This is a genomic window from Streptomyces sp. NPDC053513, from assembly GCF_044544765.1.
GTDB classification, from domain to species: Bacteria; Actinomycetota; Actinomycetes; order Streptomycetales; family Streptomycetaceae; genus Streptomyces; species Streptomyces litmocidini.
The window spans coordinates 366,843-385,464 of the sequence record NZ_JBITXP010000006.1 but is presented as its reverse complement, the minus strand read 5'-3'; the positions used below and the strand labels follow the sequence as shown (position 1 = coordinate 385,464).

Below are 18,622 nucleotides of genomic sequence, written 5' to 3'. Positions count from 1 at the left end.
CGGGTTCAGGCGCGGGACGCGGAGGCGCCGCTGAAGGGCGCCGTCCCGTGTGCCCACCCGTCCCGCCCCAGCGGGACGACTGCCCACACGGCGGGTGGGCGGGGGCACCGCCCCGACGGCGCGCGCCCCCACGGGCAGGGGCGCCGTCCCGCAAGGCGCGGGCTCGCACGGAGGTGGGCGGGGGCGTCGTCCCGTAGGGTGTGCGGCCCGCACCGGAGGCGGCGGAAGCGCACCGCTCCCGTGTGGGCGGGGCGTCAGGGGCGGCCGCGCAGGGCCGCCGCATAGGCCTCGTCCGGGTCGAGGCGGCGAAGCTCCTCCGCGATCAGCTCCGCCGTGGACCGGACCTTCAGCGCCAGGACCCTGCTGGGCTGTCCGGGGATGGCGAGGTGCGCGACCGGCCCCTCGGGCCGGTCGATGCGGATCTCGCCGTCGGCGGTGCCCATGCGGACGGCCGTGACGACGGGCCCGTCGGTGACGACCCGGTCGACGGGCACGCCGAGCCGGACCTCGAACCAGCGGGCCAGGAGTTCGGCGCTGGGGTTCTCCGCCTCGCTCTCGACGGCGGCGGAGGTGACGGTGAGCGGCGCCTGGTCGAGGGCGGCGGCCAGCATCGAACGCCACGGGGTGAGCCGGGTCCAGGCGAGGTCGGTGTCGCCGGGGGCGTACGAGGCGGCGCGCTTCTCCAGGGCGGTGAGGGGGTCCTCGACGGCGTACATGTCGGTGATCCTGCGCTGCGCGAGCGAGCCCAGCGGGTCCTGGGAGGGCACTTCGGGGGCGTCGACGGGCCACCAGACGACGACGGGCGCGTCCGGCAGGAGCAGCGGCAGGACCACGGAGTCGGCGCGGGCGCCGACTTCGCCGTACAGCCGGAGCAGGACCGTCTCGCCCGATCCGGCGTCGGAGCCGAGCCTGACCTCGGCGTCGAGGCGCGTCACGTACCGCTCGCGAGGGGTGCGGGCGTGGCGCTTGATGACGACGAGGGTGCGGGAGGGGTGTTCCCGCGAGGCCTCGTTCGCCGCCTTGACGGAGTCGTACGCGTTCTCCTCGTCGGTGACGACGACGAGGGTGAGCACGGCGCCGACGGCGGGTGTGCCGACGGCCCTGCGGCCCTGCAGGATCGCTTTGTTGATCTTGCTGGAGTCGGTGTCCGTCAGATCGATCTTCATGTGCGGCGCCCGTCCCTTCCTTCTGCGGCGAGCCTAACCCTCCCGCGCGGCGGACGCGTGCGGGTCCCCTGAGGACGTCCCCTAGGCCTGCTCGGATTCCGCTTCCGGGGCGGAATCCGCGCCCGAGTCCGTGTCGGGGGACGCCTGTTCCGCGGCGCGGCGGCCGACGACGGCCGCGGCCGCGACGGCCGTGCCGAGGAAGGCGGCGGCCACCACCCAGGGGCGGTCGAGGACGTGTCCGGTGGCGTGGTCCAGGGAGTAGCGTCCGGCGCCGGCGATGCCGATCCCTGCGGCCGTGAAGCCGAGGAAGGCCGGGTACTCGTAGCCTCCGCCCTGGGCGAAGAAGCCGGCGGGGGCGTGGACGGCGACGGCTCCGGCCATGGCACCCGCCGCGGCGGCGCCGGCGGCCGGGGTGGCGAGGCCGAGCGCGAGGAGGACGCCGCCGCCGGCCTCGCCGAGGCCGGCGGCGATCGCGCTCTCGCGGCCCGGGTTGAAGCCCATGGCCTCCATCGCCTTGGTGGTGCCTTCGAGGCCGCCGCCGCCGAACCAGCCGAGGAGCTTCTGCGTGCCGTGCGCGGCGAGCACGGCACCGGTGCCGAGTCTCAGCACCAGCAGTCCGAGATCGCGTCGATTGAGGTGGCCCATGGGGTTCTCCAGGTGCGGGAGGCGGACGCGTACGCCCCCACCTTCGTCCCGATCGCCCTCCTTCGCCCTCCGGGACCCACTCGGAATGGGCCACTTGAGTCATGTTTTGCGGCCTTTACTCCCTCTTGCTTGACTGGGTGGGCTTTCGTCCCCGAGGGAAGTGGGTACGCATGTCCGCCGAGTCCACCGAGTCCGCAGCCCTGCGGGAGAAGGTCCGGGCGCTGATGCCCCGGGCGAAGGAGGACCTGACCGCTCTGGTGGCGATGCGTTCCGTCGCCGACCCGCGCCAGTTTCCGCCCGAGGAGTGCGCGAAGACCGCCGACTTCCTCGTGCGGGCCTTCACGGAGGCCGGGCTCCGGGACATGCGCCGGGTGACGACCCCGGACGGCACGGACGCGGTGGTGGGGCACGCGCCGGGCCCCGAGGGGGCGCCGACGGTGCTGCTCTACTGCCACTACGACGTGCAGCCGCCCCTCGACGACGCCGCCTGGCGGACCCCGCCCTTCGAGCTCACGGAGCGCGACGGGCGCTGGTACGGACGCGGCGCCGCCGACTGCAAGGGCAACATCGTGATGCACCTGACGGCGCTGCGCGCCCTCGGCGGGCCCGAGGGCCGGGGCTTCCCGGTGAACGTCAAGTTCGTGGCGGAGGGTTCGGAGGAGCAGGGGACGGGCGGCCTGGAGCGGCTCGTGCCGCTGCGTCCCGAACTGTTCGCCGCCGACGCCCTGTTGGTCTGCGACACCGGAAACTTCTCGCTCGGCCTGCCCACCGCCACCACCTCGCTGCGCGGGCTCACCAACGTCGTCGTGACCGTCTCCACCCTCAGGGGCGAGATGCACTCCGGCATGTTCGGCGGCCCGGCACCCGACGCCCTCGCCGCGCTCGTACGGATCCTCGACAGCCTCCGCGACGAGCACGGCAACACCACGATCAAGGGACTGCCCGGCGACGGCGTCTGGGACGGGGTGGACTACCCGGTCGAGCAGTTCCGTGCCGATGCGGGCGTACTGGACGGGGTGTCCCTCGTCGGGACGGGCTCGGTCGCCGACGAACTGTGGGCCCGGCCCGCCGTCACCGTCCTCGGCATCGACTGTCCGCCGGTGGTGGGCTCCTCGGCCGCGATCCAGGCGAAGGTACGGGCCAGGGTCAGCCTGCGGGTGCCGCCGGGGGTCGACGCGGACGACGCCCTGCGCGCCCTGACGGACCATCTGACCTCGGCCGCCCCGTGGGGCGCCCGGGTGGAGGTGGAGGCGGAGAGCGCCGGGCAGCCCTTCCGGGCGCACACCGACGGCCCCGCCTACCGGGCCCTGGGGGCGGCGCTCCGCGAGGCGTACGGGAAGGACATGGTCCAGTCGGGGCAGGGCGGCTCGATCCCGCTGTGCAACGTGCTCGCCGCGCAGTTCCCGGCGGCGGAGATCGCCCTCATCGGCGTCGAGGAGCCGGGCTGCCTCATCCACGCGCCGAACGAGAGCGTGGACCCTTCCGAGATCGAGCACATGGCGCTGGCCGAAGCCCTCTTCCTGAGCTCCTACGCCACTCCCCTCTGACCCCGCCGTCACCCGCAACGAAAGGACCGGTGCGGTTCCATGACACAGACTCATGACAGTCCGTACGGCCGCTCCGCACGAGGGGACGGGCCACTCGGCCCCCTGGGGCTCCTCGCGGGCTTCGCCTGGCAGGCCCTGCTCGTCGCCGGCCTCGTCTCGCTGATCCTCGGCGTCATGGTGCTGGCCTGGCCCGAGGCCACCCTGCGGGTGGTGGGGGTGCTCTTCGGTCTGTACCTGCTGCTCAGCGGTGTGGTGCAACTGGTCGCCGCCTTCGGCACGCACACCACCACCGCACTGCGGGTCATGGCCTTCATCAGCGGCGCGATCTCGATCCTGCTCGGCCTGTTCTGCTTCCGGGGCGCCACGCAGTCGACCCTGCTGCTCGCGTTGTGGATCGGGATCGGCTGGCTGTTCCGGGGCATCACCCAGACCGTGGCGGCGGCCTCCGACCCGGCGGTGCCGGCGCGCGGCTGGCAGGTCTTCCTCGGCGTCGTCAGCGCGCTCGCCGGAGTCGTGCTGATCGTGTCCCCGCTGGAGTCGGCGACGGTGCTCACTCTCCTCGGCGGCATCTGGCTCATCGCCGTCGGCACGGCCGAGGTCGTCACGGCCTTCATGGTCCGCTCCCACGCCAAGGACCTTCCGCCAGGCGCCTAGGGAGGTCCGTCGGACCGGGGGCCCCGGCCGTGATCCGCCCGACGTGCCCCCGCGGGACTCGCCGCCTCCGTCCGTCTCCGTCCGCCGTCCGCCGTCCGCCCGAGCTCCGGGCGGGCGGCGGACTCCGTTCACCCGTGCGCTACATTTTGCCGGTCCTTGACCACCGATCCCCCGTGATCGCAACCTTCGGAGCCGGCACTTCATGAGCGACATCGTCAACGGCCTCGGCCGGGCCGGCGCCTACGGCGCCCTCGGCGTGGTCCTGCTGATCCTCGGCATCGTGCTCGTGGACCTGCTGACCCCCGGAAAGCTCGGGCGCCAGATCTGGGAGGACCGCAACCGCAACGCCGCGATCCTGCTGAGCTCGGCTCTCCTCGGGATCGGCGGCATCGTCTTCACCTCGATCTGGACGACGTACGACCACTTCGGCAAGGGCCTCGTCTCCACCGCCGCGTTCGGCCTCCTCGGCCTGGTGATGATGGGCGTGGCCTTCCTCGTCGTCGACCTGGTCACACCGGGGAAGCTCGGCGCCACGCTCGTCGACCCCGAGCCGCACCCGGCGGTCTGGGTGACGGCCTCCTGCAACATCGCGGTCTCGGCGATCGTCTCCGCCTCGATCGCCTGACGGCTGGGGCTCACCGGGCCATGGGCTCCACCTCCAGGAAGCGGCGGCCGCGCGGCCCCTTGTAGAGGAGCGCCTCCCAGCCGAGCCGCGCCAGGACCGGCACGCAGCCGCCCAGCGCCTCCGCCTCCTCCTGGGCGGCGCCCGCCCCCGACGGCCCCAGCCACTCCACCACCGCCGTGCCGGGCCGCTCCCCCGCCCTGACGCGGTATCCGGTGGAGAGGCGGGACCCGGCGGCGTCCACGGCCGAGGGCGTGATCCCGCCGGCCTCCAGGGCGAGGGCCACCGCGCGGACCGGCCTCCGGCGCTCCCAGTCCGCGGGCACGGCCCTCGGGTCGCCGCCCTCGCGCAGGGTCAGCCGTCTGATCTGGAGCAGTCCGTCGACGGCCGCGCGGATCTCCCTGGAGCGCTGCTCGGCCTCGGCCGGGGGCAGCGGCGGCCCGTCGCCCGTGGCCGCCTCGAACACGCCCGAGCCGCCCCCTCCGCCGACGGTCACAGGAGCCGCCGGATGTCGCCGCGCACGCGGTAGAAGCCGCCCGCGGCCGGGTGCAGGGCGTCCACCACGTACCGCGCGCCGGGCTCGCGGATCGCCCGCGGGAACTGCACGTTCCACCCGGTCTCGTACCCCTGCGAGACGACCCGCACCCTGGTCCGGCCCGACTCGGTCACGCACTCCACGACCACCGAGCCCGCCGGCGCGTCGCTGACGGCGGTCACGGCGGTCGCGGTCGTGGCCGGCTCGTACACCGGCAGGGCGGCGGCGAGCTTGACGTCCCGCGCGACCGGGACCGTGCCCTGCTGGGCCGCCTCGATCGCGGCCTCGCTCGCGTCCACGCAGACCAGCGAACCGTCCGTCGTCACCAGGTAGAGCCGCTCGTCCCGGTACTGCATGGAGAGCGCCGAACCGCCGCCCGTGCCCAGCTTCCACAGGCGGGTGCCGTCCTCCGCGAAGCAGTAGACGGAGGAGGCCGAGTCGGCCGCGAAGACGAACCGGCCGCCGGGCGAGGTGGCGCAGGAGTAGACCGGGCTGTCGCAGGAGTACACCGCCTCCACGCGTCCGTCCTTCTTCGCGAGCCGCTGCACCTTCCTGCGGCCCGTTCCCGCGTAGACCGCGGTGTCCTCCTGCCAGCCGAAGAGGACCGCGCCGTCGGTGGCCGTGTGCCACAGCTCGCCGCCGCCGTCCGGCGCGTGGGCCGCGACGCCCCGCGTGTCCCCGTAGTAGACGGCGTCGCCGTCGGCGCGGACCATCCAGGCGTGCTCGCCCTGGCCGCCGCGCGCCCACTGGTGCTCGTCCTCGTGGTCGATGACGGTGAGCCGGCCGGAGCGGTCGGCGACGTGCAGGACGCCCTCGTGGATGTCGAGCCAGAAGATGTCGACGTCGGTGGCGATGTCGTAGGCGGCGAAGGGGAGCTTGGACGAGAGGTCGTACACCTTGCCGTCGTCGCAGCCCGCGTAGATCCAGAAGTCGTCGGCGACCAGGCACTTGACGCCGTCCGGCAGGCTGAAGCGAGCCTGCACCTCGCCGCCGCGGTCGAGGGTGAAGACGTCACCCGCCTGGTTGCCCACCCAGCAGCGCTCCTCGTCGACGTGGATGCCGAAGGCGGCCGAGCCGGTGCGGAAGCGCCACAGGACGGGGGCGACGGCCCGCGCGGTGGAGGGCGCGGAGGTGACCTCGCGGCGCGTCACGGGGCGCGCGGCGCGCTGTCCGCGGACGGCCGGGGCGTATCCCTTGCGGACCTTCTCGCCGATCTTCTTCGCCGCCGCGGCCTGCGCCTTCGCCGCCGTCGGGAACGTGGACCGCTGGGTCTGCCCGTCCGAGCCGATCCGGCCGTAACGGACCGACACCGCGAGGTCCTCGACGGTCACTTCGTAGAACTTGTGGGCACCGCCGCCGTCCTGCGACAGCTCCAGATAGGTCGTCGTCATGGTGAGAACGGTAGGGGCCACCACTGACAACGGCCCGTCGTCGAGCCGTGGCCGAGGGACCGGCCGGTCGGCGTCGCCGTCTTCTCCGCCCGCAGCGGCGGCCCGGACCAGGGGTGAGGGCGGTCCGCCGCCGTCCGCCGGTTCTCCCCGATCGTGATCCGGGCCGGGAGCGGCCGGCGGCGCGGGGCCTACCGCGGCGCGTACGCCAGCGGGTCGGACAGGACGTCGTGGAGGACGAGGGCCGCCGCCCCGCGCGACGCGTCGGTGGTGGCGGACGCCGGGCGGAGGCGTTCCGTGTCCGGGGTCCAGAGGCCGGAGACGACCCGGGTGGCGAGTTCCCCGGCGACGGCGGGGGCCAGCCAGGGCATCAGCCGCGGGTAGATGCCGCCCAGGACGACGGCCTCGGGGTCGAGGAGGTTGACGGCTCCCGACAGGGCGCGGCCGAGCATCCGGCCGGCGTCGGCGAGGGCGGCGAGGGCGGACGGTTCCCCGGTCCCGGCGCGGCGGGCGAGGTCCGGGACGTCGGTGGCGCCCGCCGCGGCGAGGAGGGCGGCCTGTCCCGCGTACTGCTCCAGGCAGCCGCGTGAGCCGCAGCGGCAGCGCGGGCCTTCGGCGTCGACGACGAGGTGTCCGATCTCGCCGGCGAAGCCGTGGGCTCCGCGCAGGAGTTCGCCGTGGACGACGACCGCGCCGCCGACGCCGATCTCCCCCGTCAGGTGGAGGAAGGTGCGGAGGTCTCCGAGCTCGCCGGACCACAGCTCGGCGAGGGCCGCCATGTTGGCCTCGTTGTCGGAGGCGACGGGGAGGCCGGCGGTGCCGGGGCGCAGGGCGGCGAGCGCCTCGGCGAAGAGGGCCTCGGCGGGGACCTCGTTCCAGCCGAGGTTGGGGGCCTGCCGGACGGTCCCGCCGGAGACGAGTCCGGGGAGGGCGAGTCCGGCGCCCGCCGGGGCGAGGTGCCGTTCGGCCGCGGCGTCCAGGGCGTCCGCGGCGATGCGGGCGGCGCGGGCGAGGACGTCGGCGGCCGTGGCGTCCCGGTTGTCGAGGTGCTCGGTGCGGCGGACGCGGTCGGTGCCGGTCAGGTCGACGACGCGGACCGTGACGTAGTCGACGTTGATCTCGACGCCGAGGCCGGCGGGGCCGGTGTCGGCCGGTTTGAGCACGGTTCCCGGCCGTCCCGCCTGCCCGCTGAAGGTCTTGCCCGACTCGACGAGGAGGCCGAGGTCGAGGAGTTGCTCGACGAGGGAGGAGACGGCGGGCCGGGTGAGCCCGACGCGGGCGGCGACGGCCGCGCGGGTCGTCTCGCCGGCCTCGTGGACGGTCCGCAGGACGAGGCTCAGGTTGTGCCGGCGCACTCCCGACTTGTCGGCCTTGGGTTCCGGGGGCTGGTTCATGGTGAGCGAGAGCCTAGTCGTCCCTTTCGCCCGCACGAAAACGGTTCGGTGACCGAACTCTTCTGCGTTAGGCTCCGCCCATGACGCTTCCGCGCGACTACCGCGGTCAGACCTGTGCCCTCGCCCGCTCGATGGAGATCGTCGGCGAGCGCTGGACACTGCTGATCCTGCGCGACGCCTTCTACGGGGTCCGCAGGTTCGGCGAGTTCGCCGCGCACCTGGGCGTCCCCCGGGCCGTCCTCACCGACCGGCTCGCCGCCCTCACCGAGGCGGGCGTCCTGGCGCGCCGCCCCGGGACGGGCACGGGCCGCCGCGAGGTCTACGGGCTCACGCCCAAGGGCGTCGCGCTCTGGCCGGCCGTCCGGGCGCTCACCGCCTGGGGCGAGGAGTTCTACGCGGCGGAGGGCGGCCCGCGCCGCGTCTTCCTGCACGCGCGGGACGAGGCGCCGCTCGAAGCGGACGGGCGCTGCACCGACTGCGGCGCGACCGTGCCCGTCCAGGACGTCCTGGTCGCCCCCGGCCCGGGGCTCGCCGCCCCGGGCCCGGACGACGACCCGGTGACGGCGGCGCTCGCCCGCCCGCACCGGCTGCTCACCCCGCTGTTCGTCACCGCGCCCCAGGGGCGCCTCACGAAGGGTTCGTCCCGATGAAGATCCTGGTCGTCGGCGCCGGTGCCACCGGTGGCTACTTCGGTGCCCTGCTCGCCCGTGCCGGCGAGGACGTCACCTTCCTGGTCCGCCCGGCCCGGGCGGCCGCGCTGCGCGAGCGCGGGCTGCGGGTCGTGGGCCGGGAGGAGGAGTGGAGGGTGGAGCCCCGACTCGTCACGGCCGACGAGCTGCGCGAGCCGTACGACCTCGTCCTGCTGTCGGTGAAGTCCACCGGGCTCGACCGGGCGATCGAGGACGTCGCTCCGGCCGTCGGGCCGGACACGGCGGTCGTACCGCTCCTCAACGGCCTCGCCCACGTGGACGCGCTCAACGCCCGTTTCGGCGCGTCGGCCGTCCTCGGCGGCGTGGCCAAGGTGGTGACCGTCCTGGACGACTCGGGCGACATCAGGCGGCTCGCACCGCTGGCCCATCTGGCCTTCGGGGAGCAGGACGGGACGGTCTCCGCGCGCGTGGAGCGGATCCGGAAGGTCCTCGACGGGGCGGGGATCGACGCGCCGGTGCCGGCCGACGTCCTCACGGCGATGTGGCACAAGTGGGTGTTCATCACCACGTTCGGCGCGGTGACGAGCCTGATGCGCGGCACGGTCGGCGAGGTGTACGACGCGCCGGGCGGCCCCGCCCTCGGCCCGGCGCTGCTCGACGAGGCCGCCGCGGTCGCCGCCGCGGCCGGGCACCCCGTACCGGAGGAGGAGCGGGCGGCGACGCTCGCCGTGGTGTCCGCGTCGGGTTCGCCGATGGTGCCGTCGCTCTACCGCGATCTGGCGGCGGGCCGCCCGACCGAGGTCGAGCACCTCTTCGGCGATCTGACCGCCCGGGCCCGCGCCCTCGGCGTGGCGACCCCGCTGCTCGACCTGGCGACCCTGCACCTGCGCGTCCACCAGCACCGGGTCACGGCTGCCGCGGGGGCCTGACGGAAGGATGCCGTCTCCCCCGCGCGGGGGAGACGGCACGGCCGCCGGGGCGATGCCGGGACGGCGGGCACGGCGGCAGTGTGGACGGCATGATGAAGCTCAAGGCCCTGCCGGACGTGCCCCGTTGGGCCGCCGTCGCCGCCCACGCCGTGCCACTGCTCGTCCTGCCGTCGGGCCTCTGGCGGGTCGCCCTGACGTTCGGCGCGCCGGTGGCCCGGGTCGACGACCCGAGCCTCGGTCTGGCCGTCTACCAGCTCGGTCTCACCGTCCTCGCCGAGCTGCTCGCCTTCCTGACGCTGGGTCTGGTGCGCGAGTGGGGCGAGGTGTTCCCCCGCCGGCTGCCGTTCCTCGGCGGGCGGCCGGTCGGCGCCCGGGGCGCGACCTTCGCCGCGCTGGCCGGGGCGTGCGGACTCGCCGCCCTCACCTGCTGGTTCGTGTACGTGGCGTACGCGGGCATCGGCCCGGCCTCCCCCGACAACCTCACGCTGAGCCCGTTCCAGCAGACCCTGCTCCACGCCTGCTACCTCCCGCTCGTGGCCTGGGCCCCGCTGCTCGCGGCGGTGGCGATCGCGTACCACCGCCGTCGCCGTCTCACGCCCACACGACCTTGACCACGGCGTGGCCCGACGAGGCGGCCCGCGCGTAGAAGCTCCGGAGCGACTCGTGGTGTCCGAGGTACTCCTCCTTGGCGAGCGCCTCCTGCGGGCCGCCGCCACCGAGCCTCCCGCCGGCGACGTTCCAGAGCGCGCCGAAGGAGACGGCCGTCAGGAAGTCCGCCGCCCGTGCCACCTCGGGCGGGTCCATGAAGATCATGGGCGGGTCGTGGAGGTCGGCGCCCGCGCCGTGGGCCACGGGACGGCCGCCGTGGACCGGCAGCGTCCAGGGCTCGCCGGCGCCTCTGCCGACGAGGTCGGCCGCCGCCGCGTAGAGGTCGTCGACGAAGTGCCAGACCTTCGGAATCGAGGTGGCGATGCCCGCCGCGCACTCGTCGGCGTGGTCGTCCCAGGCCTTCGCCAGGTACGCCGCGAGCCAGGTGTGGTCCTCCTGGATCCCGGATGCCGCGACGGCGCGGAAATGGACGTGGATGCTCACCGCTGCACATCCCCTGCTCCGGCGGCCCGGTGGTCGGGCCGAACGGCCCGACCCTATGCGGCGCCACCGACAACGGGAGGCCCCGCCCGACGGCGGGGCGGGCCCGGACCCGCCGGGCGGACCCGACCCGCCCGGGCGGTCCCGACCCACCGGGCGGGGGCGGGCGCCTCGCCGTGATGGTCAGTGCCGCAGGCCGAGGACGACCATGCGCATCGTGTCCTGTCCGGCGTGCGTGAGGAACACGCCCGCGCCCTTGGCCATGGCGGTCGGCGTCGTGGTCGTCTCCGACAGGGGCTCGGCGGCGCCGGTGGCCGCGGAGACGGAGACCGGGATCCGCGGGGCGTCCTCCCCGGCGATGCCGTAGGCGGTGCCGTCGTCGCCGACGGAGGAGAGGATGATCTTCTTGGCGTCCTCGCCCTGGTCGGCGCACGTGCCCTTGCCCGTCTGCAGGTCGAAGACGTTGCCGCCCTTGACCAGATAGCGCCCGCTGGGGGAGAGCGCGGGCGGAACGTCGTCCCGGTCCGTCACCTCGGGGACGCCGGCGGCGTACGAGGTGCTCGCGGTCTCGCACGGGGCGGTGGCCCGGACCCTTCCGGTCGCCAGGTCGTGCACGGCGGAGATCTCCTCGCTCACCGTGACGGCGGAGCTCTCCTTCCTCCCCTTGCCCCACCCGGCGATCAGGAGGTCGCCGGCGGCGCCGACGATGTGGCCGTTGGGGACCCGCTCCACGGAGTTCACGACCGGTTCGAACTCGACGACCGCCTCGACGCCCGGCGGAACCGCCTTCGCGCTGTCCCAGCCGCCGTCGACGCCGAACCCGCCTTGCCCTGAGCCCTCGTGCCTGTTGTTGGTCACCAGTCCGTCCCGGCCGGGGAACACCATGTGGTAGTCGCCGTCCACCGGCTGCCCGCCGATCCTGACCTTGGCGTCGCCGTTGTCGGTGACCTTCCCGTCGGGCGAGATCAGGAAGTTGTCGGAGGAGGACCTGACGAGCAGGCCTCCCGGACCGGGAAACACGCTGACCTGGTTGTCGAACTCGCCGTCCGGCGCTTCGACGTCCCCGGAGCCGGCCGGCGCGACGTCCTTCCCGGACGCGTCGGCCGGGTAGAAGGCCGCGGAGACGGCCTGCCGGAAGTCATGGAGCTCGTCCTTCCGCTTCTCGCCGCGCGCCCACACGGCGAAGAACTCGCGTCCGCCGCCCGTGATCAGGGAGATGCGGGGGACCGCGAGCACCGAGGTGTGGTCCGCGCTCTGCTCCTCGGTGAGCTTCGGGGCCCGCCAGGGCTTTCCGGTCGACAGCAGCTTGCCGGACGCGGCCTCGCGGACGGTCAGGACGTAGCCCTGCTCCGTCCTGTCCAGATAGGCGACCGTGCCGCTCTTCGCCGAGACCGCGAAGGGGAAGGGCTGGCCCTCGGGCAGCCAGTCGGCCTTGACCTCCCACCCCTTGCCCGTGTCGAAGGCCTCGGGCGCCGTGATCTTGCTGGTGAGGGCGACGCCGGCCGTGCCGTCGGCTCCCCCGCCGGCGGCTCCGCCGCCCGGTGCGCCGTCGGCGCCGGACCCGCACGCCGACAGTGCGCCGATCAGTCCGCCCGCCAGCAGCACGGCCGTGGCCGTCTTGGCGATCCTCATCCTCAGCCCTTTCGGTGCACAGGGCGGTGAGGCGGTTCGGCCGTCTCCCCCCGGTGGACGGTGCGCATGCGAATGATCATGCAGGAATCAGAAGGTACAGCATTCCCGACGGGTCGCACGCGGCGTTCTCCCCCTCGTCTCGCCGCACGACGATCACGGGAGGGGTGCGCGGGTCGGACAGGGCTTCGCGCGTCAGCGCAGCAGCGTCGGTGTCGCCGCGGCGAGGACGGCCGCGATCCGGTTCCAGGTCTCCTCGTCGCGCGGGACCGGGGGCAGGAGCGCGCCCGTGCCCGTGCCCCAGGCGGTGGCCAGGGCGACGGGGTCGGAGCCGGTGACGGCGCTCGCGGCGAGGGCCGCGGCGCCGAGGGCGACGAGTTCGTCGGCGGCGGGGACGACCAGGGGGCGGCCGGAGAGTCGCCGGACGGTCTCCGTCCAGGCCCGACCGCGCGCACCGCCGCCGATGAGGCGCAGCGGGCGGTCCCGTACGCCGGGGGCGGCCGGGTCGAGGCCGCAGGCGGCGAGGAGTTCGTCGAGGGCGCGCAGCACGGTGAAGGCCGCGCCCTCGTAGGCGGCGCCGAGGACGGCCCGGGGGTCGGTGCCGTGCCGGAGGCCGGTGACGAGCCCGGCGGCGTGCGGGAGGTCGGGGGTGCGTTCGCCGTCGAGGTACGGGAGGACGACGACGTCGCCGCCGGGTGCGGCGTCCTCGCGGTCGAGGCCGAGGAGCGTGGCGAACCGGTCCACGGCGAGCGTGCAGTTGAGGGTGCAGCCGAGCGGGAGGTACGTGCCGTCGGTGGCGGCGAAGCCGGCGAGGCCGGGGGCGGCGGGGCGGGCGCGGGTCGCGGCGAAGACGGTGCCGGAGGTGCCGAGGCTGACGACGGGGTGGTCGAGCAGGCCCGCGCCGCCGAGCCCGAGTCCGACGGCGGCGGCCATGTTGTCGCCGGTCCCGGCGGCGACGGCGACCGTGCGGGGCAGGCCGAGCGCCTCGGCGGCGGCCGGGGTGAGGGTGCCGACGCGGGTGGCGCCGGAGGGGGCGACGGCCGGCAGCAGGGCCGGATCCAGGCCGACGAGGTCGAGGACGTCGGGGTCGTAGGCGCCGGTGGCGGTGCCGTACCAGCAGGTGCCGGAGGCGTCCCCGGGGTCGGTGACGGCGGTTCCGGAGAGGCGTTCGGTGAGGTGGTCGTGCGGGAGGCGGATGCCGGTCGTCGCGTCGGCGTGCTGCGGCTCGTGCTCGCGCAGCCACTGCCATTTGGCGGCGGTCACGGCGGCGACGGGGACCGATCCGGTCCGGTCCTGCCAGGACGCGGGGCCGCCGAGGCGGGTGGCGAGGGCGGCCGCCTGGGGCGCGGAGCGGGTGTCGTTCCAGAGCAGCGCGGGGCGGAGGGGGCGGCCGTCGGGGCCGAGGGCGACGAGGCCGTGCTGCTGCCCGGCGACGGCGATGCCGGTGACGGAGGCCGCCGGGACGCCCGCCTCCCGCACCGCCGTACGGACGGCCGCGGCGAGGGCGGTCCACCACTCCTCGGGGTCGCTCTCGCGCGCCCCGGCGGAGCCGGTGACGGTGTGCGGGGCGCGGCCGAGGGCGAGGAGTTCGCCGGTGTCGGCGTCGACGGCGGCGGCCTTGGCGGACTGCGTGGAGCTGTCCACGCCGATCACGACGGAGCGGCTCGCGGGCATGTCCGTACCTCGTCTCTCAGCTCGTGGGGGCTGGCGCAGGACCGGCCCCGTCCCGTATTAGTTATCTCAGAAAACAAATCCGGTCGCCAGTAGCAGGGCGCCAGGAGCAGGGAGACGCCATGACGAGCTTTTCGCCCACCCCCGAGGACCGCTTCACCTTCGGTCTGTGGACCGTCGGCTGGCAGGGCCGCGACCCCTTCGGCGAGGCGACCCGCCCCGCCCTCGACCCCGTGGAGGCCGTCGAGCGGCTCGCCGCCCTCGGCGCGTACGGCATCACCTTCCACGACGACGACCTGATCCCCTTCGGGACGCCGGACGCCGGGCGCGAGGCGATCGTCAAGCGCTTCCGGGACGCCCTGGACCGCACCGGGCTCGCGGTGCCCATGGCGACCACGAACCTCTTCGCCCATCCCGTCTTCAAGGACGGCGCCTTCACCGCCAACGACCGGGACGTGCGCCGGTTCGCCCTGCGCAAGACCCTCCGCAACATCGACCTGGCCGTCGAGCTCGGCGCCACCACCTACGTCGCCTGGGGCGGCCGGGAGGGCGCCGAGTCCGGCGCCGCGAAGGACGTCCGGGTCGCGCTCGACCGGATGAAGGAGGCCTTCGACCTGCTCGGCCAGTACGTCACCGAGCAGGGCTACGACCTGCGCTTCGCGATCGAGCCCAAGCCGAACGAGCCGCGCGGCGACATCCTGCTGCCCACGATCGGGCACGCCCTCGCCTTCATCGAGCGCCTGGAGCGCCCCGAGCTCGTCGGCGTGAACCCGGAGACCGGCCACGAGCAGATGGCCGGGCTCAACTTCCCGCACGGCATCGCGCAGGCGCTGTGGGCGGGCAAGCTGTTCCACATCGATCTGAACGGCCAGTCGGGCATCAAGTACGACCAGGACTTCCGCTTCGGCGCGGGCGACCTGCGGCAGGCGTTCTGGCTGGTGGACCTGCTGGAGACGGCCGGTTACACGGGCCCGCGCCACTTCGACTTCAAGCCGGTCCGCACCGACGGCTTCGACGGGGTGTGGGAGTCCGCGAAGAACTGCATGCGGAACTACCTGATCCTCAAGGACCGCGCGGCGGCCTTCCGCGCCGACCCGGAGGTCGTGGCGGCCCTCGCCGCCTCCCGGCTGCCCGAGCTGGCCGTCCCCACAGCCGCCGACGGCCTCGCGGCGCTGCTGGCCGACCCCACGGCGTACGAGACGTTCGACCCGGACGCGGCCGCGGAGCGCTCGATGGCCTTCGAGCACCTGGACCAGCTGGCCCTGGAGCACCTGCTCGGCGTGCGCTGAGCCGTCTGCCGGGCGGCCCTGCGACACTACGTACCGCAGGGCGACGGCACCGCCTGGGACGGGGCCGCCGCCCGACCCGGACCGTCCCCGAGGAACCAGTGATGCGTGTCGCCCTCTTCGTCACCTGTGTCAACGACGCCGTCTTCCCGTCGACGGGCGTGGCCACCGTCCGGCTCCTCGAACGGCTCGGCGTGGCGGTCGACTTCCCGGCGGCCCAGTCCTGCTGCGGGCAGCCGCAGTTCAACACGGGCTACCGCGCGGAGACCGCACCGCTCGTACGGCGCACGGTGCGGGCCTTCGAGGGCTACGACCACGTGGTGACCCCGTCGGGTTCGTGCGCGGCGATGGTGCGGCGCCACTACGGGCGGTTCGGAGCGGAGGCGGCGGCCCTGGTGCCGCGCGTGCACGAGCTGACGGAGTTCCTGGTGGACGTGCTCGGCGTGACGGACGTCGGTGCGTACTTCCCGCACCGGGTGACGTACCACCCGTCCTGCCACGGCCTGCGGCTCCTCGGGCTCGGGGACCGGCCGCGCCGGCTCCTGGAGGCGGTGAAGGGCCTGGAGCTCGTGGAGCTGCCGGGCGCGGAGGAGTGCTGCGGTTTCGGCGGCACGTTCGCGGTGAAGAACCCGGACGTCTCGGCGGCGATGGGCGCCGACAAGATCACGAACGCGCTGTCCACGGGCGCGGAGGTCCTGTGCGGCGCGGACAACTCCTGTCTGCTGCACGTGGGCGGCATGCTGAGGCGCCGGGAGGCGCCGCTGCGGGCGCTGCACCTGGCGGAGATCCTGGCGAGCACGGAAGAGGAGCCCTGGAAGTGAAGGACAAGGAGGTGCGCGCGTCAGCGCTCGCCGAGGGGCGGCGGTCGGGTGACGGGCGGGCTTTCCTGGGGATGCCGGCCTTCCCGGAGGCCGCGCGGTCGGCCGTCGGGAACCCGACGCTGCGCGCCAACCTGCGGCACGCGACCCACACCATCCGGGACAAGCGGGCGCGGGCGGTGGCCGAGCTGGACGACTGGGCCGCGCTCCGCGAGGCCGGAAAGCGGATCAAGGACCAGACGCTCCGTCACCTCGACGCCCATCTCCTCCGGTTGGAGGAGTCGGTGACGGCGGCGGGCGGCACGGTGCACTGGGCGGCGGACGCGGCCGAGGCCAACCGGATCGTCGCGGACCTCGTGAAGGCCACCGGCGAGACCGAGGTCGTCAAGGTCAAGTCCATGGCCACGCAGGAGATCGGACTCAACGAACACCTGGAGGCCGAAGGCGTCCGGGCCTACGAGACCGACCTGGCCGAGCTGATCGTCCAGCTCGGCGAGGACCGGCCCTCGCACATCCTCGTCCCCGCCATCCACCGCAACCGGAGCGAGATCCGCGACATCTTCCGCACGGAGATGGGCCGTTGGGGCCGTCCGGCACCGGAGGGGATGAGCGACACCCCGGCCGACCTGGCGGAGGCGGCCCGGCTGCACCTGCGGGAGAAGTTCCTGCGGGCGAAGGTCGGGATCTCCGGGGCGAACTTCATGGTCGCCGAGACCGGCACCCTCGTCGTCGTCGAGTCCGAGGGCAACGGCCGCATGTGCCTGACCCTCCCCGAGACCCTGATCTCGGTCGTCGGCATCGAGAAGGTGGTGCCGACCTGGCAGGACCTGGAGGTCTTCCTCCAGACGCTCCCCCGCTCCTCGACGGCCGAGCGGATGAACCCGTACACGAGCATGTGGACCGGCACCACCGACGGCGACGGACCGAGCACCTTCCACCTCGTCCTCCTCGACAACGGCCGCACCGACGCCCTCGCGGACGAGGTGGGGCGCCAGGCGCTGCGCTGCATCCGCTGCTCGGCCTGCCTCAACGTCTGCCCGGTGTACGAGCGGGCCGGCGGTCACGCGTACGGCTCGGTCTACCCCGGTCCGATCGGCGCGATCCTCACCCCGCAGCTGCGGGGCACCGCGAGCGAGGTCGACGCCTCGCTGCCGTACGCCTCCTCGCTGTGCGGCGCCTGCTACGACGTGTGCCCCGTCGCCATCGACATCCCCGAGGTCCTGGTGCACCTGCGGGAGAGGGTGGCCGGAGAGGGCGGCAGGGGGCACCGCCTGGAGCGGGCCGCGATCAAGGCGTCCACCTGGGTCCTGGACCACCCCGGCGCGCTCGCGGCGGGCGAACGGCTCGCGTCCGCGGCCCGGAAGGCGCTTCCGAAGCGGCTGCCGGGGCCGGGCGCCCGCCAGTGGACCGACCACCGCGACCTGCCCGAACTCCCGGCCGAGCCGTTCCGCGACTGGTGGAGGAAGAACCGCGCATGAGCCAGAACTCCCGCGAGCGGATCCTCGCCCGGATCCGGTCCGCCGTCGCGGACGCCCCCGAGGCCGCGCCCGTCGCCCGCGACTACCGGACCGCCCACACCTCGGACGACCCGGCCCGGCTCCTCGACCTGCTCCACGAGAACCTCGTCGACTACCGGGCCCACGTCCACCGCACGACGCCCGACGGCGTCGCCGCCCTGGTCGCCCGGCTGCTCGCGGAACGCGGCGCGCGCGAGGTCGTCGTGCCGCCCGGGCTGCCCGAGGAGTGGCTCGCCGCGACCGGGGCCGTGCGGCGGTTCGACGAGCCACGGCTGACCCCGTACGAACTGGACGGCGCCGACGCCGTGGTGACGGGGTGCGCGGTGGCGATCGCCGAGACCGGCACGATCGTCCTGGACGGCGGTCCGGGCCAGGGCCGCCGGGCGCTGACGCTCGTCCCCGACCTGCACCTCTGCGTCGTACGGGCCCCGGAGCAGGTCGTGGCCTCGGTGCCGCTCGCGCTCCCCCGGCTCGATCCGGGGCGTCCGCTGACCTGGATCTCCGGGCCGTCCGCGACGAGCGACATCGAACTGGACCGGGTGGAGGGCGTGCACGGGCCGCGCACCCTGGAGGTCCTCCTGGTGACCGGAGGCTGGCGGGCCGCTCCTCCGGCCGCCCCGCCACGCCGACTCGCGGCGTACGGGCTCCGTCGGCAGGATGACCGTCGCCGGGTCCTCGCCCGCGATCCGCGCCAGGAGCGTCTCGGTTCAGTCGCTCTCCGGTTCGGCGAGCAGGTCGTCGACGAGGGTGAGGCGCGTCTCGGGGAAGTACTCCGCGATCGCCTCGCGCATCATCGCCTCGCCCTCCGGGTCGGGGGTCCCGCACTTCTCCCGCGTCTCGCGGTCGGGCCAGCGGGCGTACGCCACCCAGGTGCCGTCGTCCGCCCGGTGGAGCCGGGAGCCGTAGCTGCCGCACTCCTGGTGGATCGCCATGGTCACCCGGTGCCAGCCGTCGGCGAGCAGCTGCTCCTTGCCCGGCCTCACCCGCCACCGGTACACCACCGCGAACATCTCTCCGCCCTCCCTCGTCCCGGCCGGCGGCCCGCGCCGCCCCCGGGAAGGAGGGAACTACACCGATCAGTT

18 protein-coding genes and 1 pseudogene are annotated in these 18,622 nt (G+C 74.5%); 10 read left to right on the top strand and 9 right to left on the bottom strand.

Translation table 11 applies throughout. The annotated features are described in order from the left end of the window. Window positions 1-254: 254 nt before the first annotated feature. Window positions 255-1,166 carry a glucose-6-phosphate dehydrogenase assembly protein OpcA gene (opcA, locus tag ACIGW4_RS13960; RefSeq protein ID WP_123456506.1) on the bottom strand — a complete coding sequence of 304 codons (912 nt, stop codon included), beginning with the start codon at window positions 1,164-1,166 and terminating at the stop codon, window positions 255-257. An 81-nt stretch (window positions 1,167-1,247) separates the two neighbouring features. Further along, the gene (locus tag ACIGW4_RS13955) at window positions 1,248-1,811 is read right to left on the bottom strand and encodes a DoxX family membrane protein (RefSeq protein ID WP_123456505.1); all 564 of its coding nucleotides are present in this window, start codon (window positions 1,809-1,811) and stop codon (window positions 1,248-1,250) included. Between the two features lie 170 nt (window positions 1,812-1,981). Here ACIGW4_RS13955 and ACIGW4_RS13950 point away from each other — a divergent pair, with 170 nt between their 5' ends. From ACIGW4_RS13950 to ACIGW4_RS13940, 3 genes are all read left to right on the top strand, one after another. Then, complete coding sequence (locus ACIGW4_RS13950) at window positions 1,982-3,358, top strand: dipeptidase (protein WP_399580369.1); 1,377 nt, start codon at window positions 1,982-1,984, stop codon at window positions 3,356-3,358. 39 nt (window positions 3,359-3,397) lie between these two features. After that, on the top strand, window positions 3,398-4,012 hold the full coding sequence (locus tag ACIGW4_RS13945; protein WP_123456503.1) for an HdeD family acid-resistance protein: 615 nt from the start codon (window positions 3,398-3,400) through the stop codon (window positions 4,010-4,012). Window positions 4,013-4,214: 202 nt separating this feature from the next. Then, a complete protein-coding gene (locus ACIGW4_RS13940) occupies window positions 4,215-4,637 on the top strand; it encodes a DUF350 domain-containing protein (protein ID WP_123456502.1) in 423 nt (140 codons plus the stop codon). A 10-nt stretch (window positions 4,638-4,647) separates the two neighbouring features. Here ACIGW4_RS13940 and ACIGW4_RS13935 read toward each other — a convergent pair whose 3' ends face one another. The 3 genes from ACIGW4_RS13935 to ACIGW4_RS13925 all read right to left on the bottom strand — a co-directional run bounded on the left by ACIGW4_RS13935 (window position 4,648) and on the right by ACIGW4_RS13925 (window position 7,951). Continuing rightward, complete coding sequence (locus ACIGW4_RS13935; protein WP_359592212.1) at window positions 4,648-5,100, bottom strand: hypothetical protein; 453 nt, start codon at window positions 5,098-5,100, stop codon at window positions 4,648-4,650. Between the two features lie 26 nt (window positions 5,101-5,126). Beyond that, window positions 5,127-6,560: a WGR domain-containing protein gene (locus tag ACIGW4_RS13930; RefSeq protein ID WP_359592213.1), complete on the bottom strand. Its 1,434-nt coding sequence runs from the start codon at window positions 6,558-6,560 to the stop codon at window positions 5,127-5,129. 188 nt (window positions 6,561-6,748) lie between these two features. Continuing rightward, window positions 6,749-7,951 carry an ROK family protein gene (locus tag ACIGW4_RS13925; protein WP_399580366.1) on the bottom strand — a complete coding sequence of 401 codons (1,203 nt, stop codon included), beginning with the start codon at window positions 7,949-7,951 and terminating at the stop codon, window positions 6,749-6,751. Window positions 7,952-8,031: 80 nt separating this feature from the next. Between ACIGW4_RS13925 and ACIGW4_RS13920 the strand changes: the two genes are divergently transcribed. The 3 genes from ACIGW4_RS13920 (at window position 8,032) to ACIGW4_RS13910 (ending at window position 10,141) form a co-directional block, all read left to right on the top strand. Then, entirely contained in the window at window positions 8,032-8,601 is a 570-nt protein-coding gene (locus ACIGW4_RS13920) for a helix-turn-helix domain-containing protein (RefSeq protein WP_123456498.1), read from the top strand. Beyond that, complete coding sequence (locus ACIGW4_RS13915; RefSeq protein ID WP_399580364.1) at window positions 8,598-9,530, top strand: ketopantoate reductase family protein; 933 nt, start codon at window positions 8,598-8,600, stop codon at window positions 9,528-9,530. The genes ACIGW4_RS13920 and ACIGW4_RS13915 overlap by 4 nt, the downstream gene beginning before the upstream one ends. 89 nt (window positions 9,531-9,619) lie before the next feature. After that, window positions 9,620-10,141 carry a hypothetical protein gene (locus tag ACIGW4_RS13910; RefSeq protein WP_123457608.1) on the top strand — a complete coding sequence of 174 codons (522 nt, stop codon included), beginning with the start codon at window positions 9,620-9,622 and terminating at the stop codon, window positions 10,139-10,141. Here the strand turns inward: ACIGW4_RS13910 and ACIGW4_RS13905 are convergent. The 3 genes from ACIGW4_RS13905 to xylB all read right to left on the bottom strand — a co-directional run bounded on the left by ACIGW4_RS13905 (window position 10,122) and on the right by xylB (window position 13,922). Beyond that, a complete protein-coding gene (locus tag ACIGW4_RS13905; protein WP_399580361.1) occupies window positions 10,122-10,622 on the bottom strand; it encodes a DUF1877 family protein in 501 nt (166 codons plus the stop codon). The two genes, ACIGW4_RS13910 and ACIGW4_RS13905, sit on opposite strands and share 20 nt — an antisense overlap. Window positions 10,623-10,802: 180 nt before the next feature. Next, on the bottom strand, window positions 10,803-12,251 hold the full coding sequence (locus tag ACIGW4_RS13900) for a hypothetical protein (protein WP_123456495.1): 1,449 nt from the start codon (window positions 12,249-12,251) through the stop codon (window positions 10,803-10,805). Between the two features lie 192 nt (window positions 12,252-12,443). Continuing rightward, window positions 12,444-13,922 carry a xylulokinase gene (xylB, locus tag ACIGW4_RS13895; protein WP_359592218.1) on the bottom strand — a complete coding sequence of 493 codons (1,479 nt, stop codon included), beginning with the start codon at window positions 13,920-13,922 and terminating at the stop codon, window positions 12,444-12,446. 119 nt (window positions 13,923-14,041) lie between these two features. Here xylB and xylA point away from each other — a divergent pair, with 119 nt between their 5' ends. From xylA to ACIGW4_RS13875, 4 genes and pseudogenes are all read left to right on the top strand, one after another. Further along, the gene (gene xylA, locus ACIGW4_RS13890; protein ID WP_123456493.1) at window positions 14,042-15,208 is read left to right on the top strand and encodes a xylose isomerase; all 1,167 of its coding nucleotides are present in this window, start codon (window positions 14,042-14,044) and stop codon (window positions 15,206-15,208) included. Between the two features lie 101 nt (window positions 15,209-15,309). Beyond that, window positions 15,310-16,026 (top strand): (Fe-S)-binding protein, encoded by a 717-nt coding sequence (locus ACIGW4_RS13885; RefSeq protein WP_359592220.1) that lies wholly within the window; start codon window positions 15,310-15,312, stop codon window positions 16,024-16,026. A gap of 71 nt (window positions 16,027-16,097) precedes the next feature. Next, entirely contained in the window at window positions 16,098-17,501 is a 1,404-nt protein-coding gene (locus ACIGW4_RS13880; protein ID WP_399580389.1) for a lactate utilization protein B, read from the top strand. Further along, a pseudogene (locus tag ACIGW4_RS13875) lies at window positions 17,498-18,124 on the top strand (lactate utilization protein C); the annotation flags it as partial. The gene ACIGW4_RS13880 and the pseudogene ACIGW4_RS13875, both read left to right, overlap by 4 nt. A gap of 123 nt (window positions 18,125-18,247) precedes the next feature. Here ACIGW4_RS13875 and ACIGW4_RS13870 read toward each other — a convergent pair. Beyond that, window positions 18,248-18,550: an antibiotic biosynthesis monooxygenase gene (locus tag ACIGW4_RS13870; protein WP_398709164.1), complete on the bottom strand. Its 303-nt coding sequence runs from the start codon at window positions 18,548-18,550 to the stop codon at window positions 18,248-18,250. Window positions 18,551-18,622 lie beyond the last annotated feature (72 nt).

What these genes read in the sequence shown, in the direction of transcription:
- ACIGW4_RS13885 (WP_359592220.1), top strand. Translation starts at nt 15,310, where the DNA reads ATGCGTGTCGCCCTCTTCGTCACCTGTGTCAACGACGCCGTCTTCCCG.
- ACIGW4_RS13950 (WP_399580369.1), top strand. Translation starts at nt 1,982, where the DNA reads ATGTCCGCCGAGTCCACCGAGTCCGCAGCCCTGCGGGAGAAGGTCCGG.
- ACIGW4_RS13925 (WP_399580366.1), bottom strand. Translation starts at nt 7,951, where the DNA reads ATGAACCAGCCCCCGGAACCCAAGGCCGACAAGTCGGGAGTGCGCCGG.
- ACIGW4_RS13870 (WP_398709164.1), bottom strand. Translation starts at nt 18,550, where the DNA reads ATGTTCGCGGTGGTGTACCGGTGGCGGGTGAGGCCGGGCAAGGAGCAG.
- ACIGW4_RS13900 (WP_123456495.1), bottom strand. Translation starts at nt 12,251, where the DNA reads ATGAGGATCGCCAAGACGGCCACGGCCGTGCTGCTGGCGGGCGGACTG.
- ACIGW4_RS13910 (WP_123457608.1), top strand. Translation starts at nt 9,620, where the DNA reads ATGATGAAGCTCAAGGCCCTGCCGGACGTGCCCCGTTGGGCCGCCGTC.
- ACIGW4_RS13930 (WP_359592213.1), bottom strand. Translation starts at nt 6,560, where the DNA reads ATGACGACGACCTATCTGGAGCTGTCGCAGGACGGCGGCGGTGCCCAC.
- ACIGW4_RS13920 (WP_123456498.1), top strand. Translation starts at nt 8,032, where the DNA reads ATGACGCTTCCGCGCGACTACCGCGGTCAGACCTGTGCCCTCGCCCGC.
- xylA (WP_123456493.1), top strand. Translation starts at nt 14,042, where the DNA reads ATGACGAGCTTTTCGCCCACCCCCGAGGACCGCTTCACCTTCGGTCTG.
- ACIGW4_RS13945 (WP_123456503.1), top strand. Translation starts at nt 3,398, where the DNA reads ATGACACAGACTCATGACAGTCCGTACGGCCGCTCCGCACGAGGGGAC.
- xylB (WP_359592218.1), bottom strand. Translation starts at nt 13,922, where the DNA reads ATGCCCGCGAGCCGCTCCGTCGTGATCGGCGTGGACAGCTCCACGCAG.
- ACIGW4_RS13940 (WP_123456502.1), top strand. Translation starts at nt 4,215, where the DNA reads ATGAGCGACATCGTCAACGGCCTCGGCCGGGCCGGCGCCTACGGCGCC.
- ACIGW4_RS13915 (WP_399580364.1), top strand. Translation starts at nt 8,598, where the DNA reads ATGAAGATCCTGGTCGTCGGCGCCGGTGCCACCGGTGGCTACTTCGGT.
- opcA (WP_123456506.1), bottom strand. Translation starts at nt 1,166, where the DNA reads ATGAAGATCGATCTGACGGACACCGACTCCAGCAAGATCAACAAAGCG.
- ACIGW4_RS13955 (WP_123456505.1), bottom strand. Translation starts at nt 1,811, where the DNA reads ATGGGCCACCTCAATCGACGCGATCTCGGACTGCTGGTGCTGAGACTC.
- ACIGW4_RS13880 (WP_399580389.1), top strand. Translation starts at nt 16,098, where the DNA reads ATGCCGGCCTTCCCGGAGGCCGCGCGGTCGGCCGTCGGGAACCCGACG.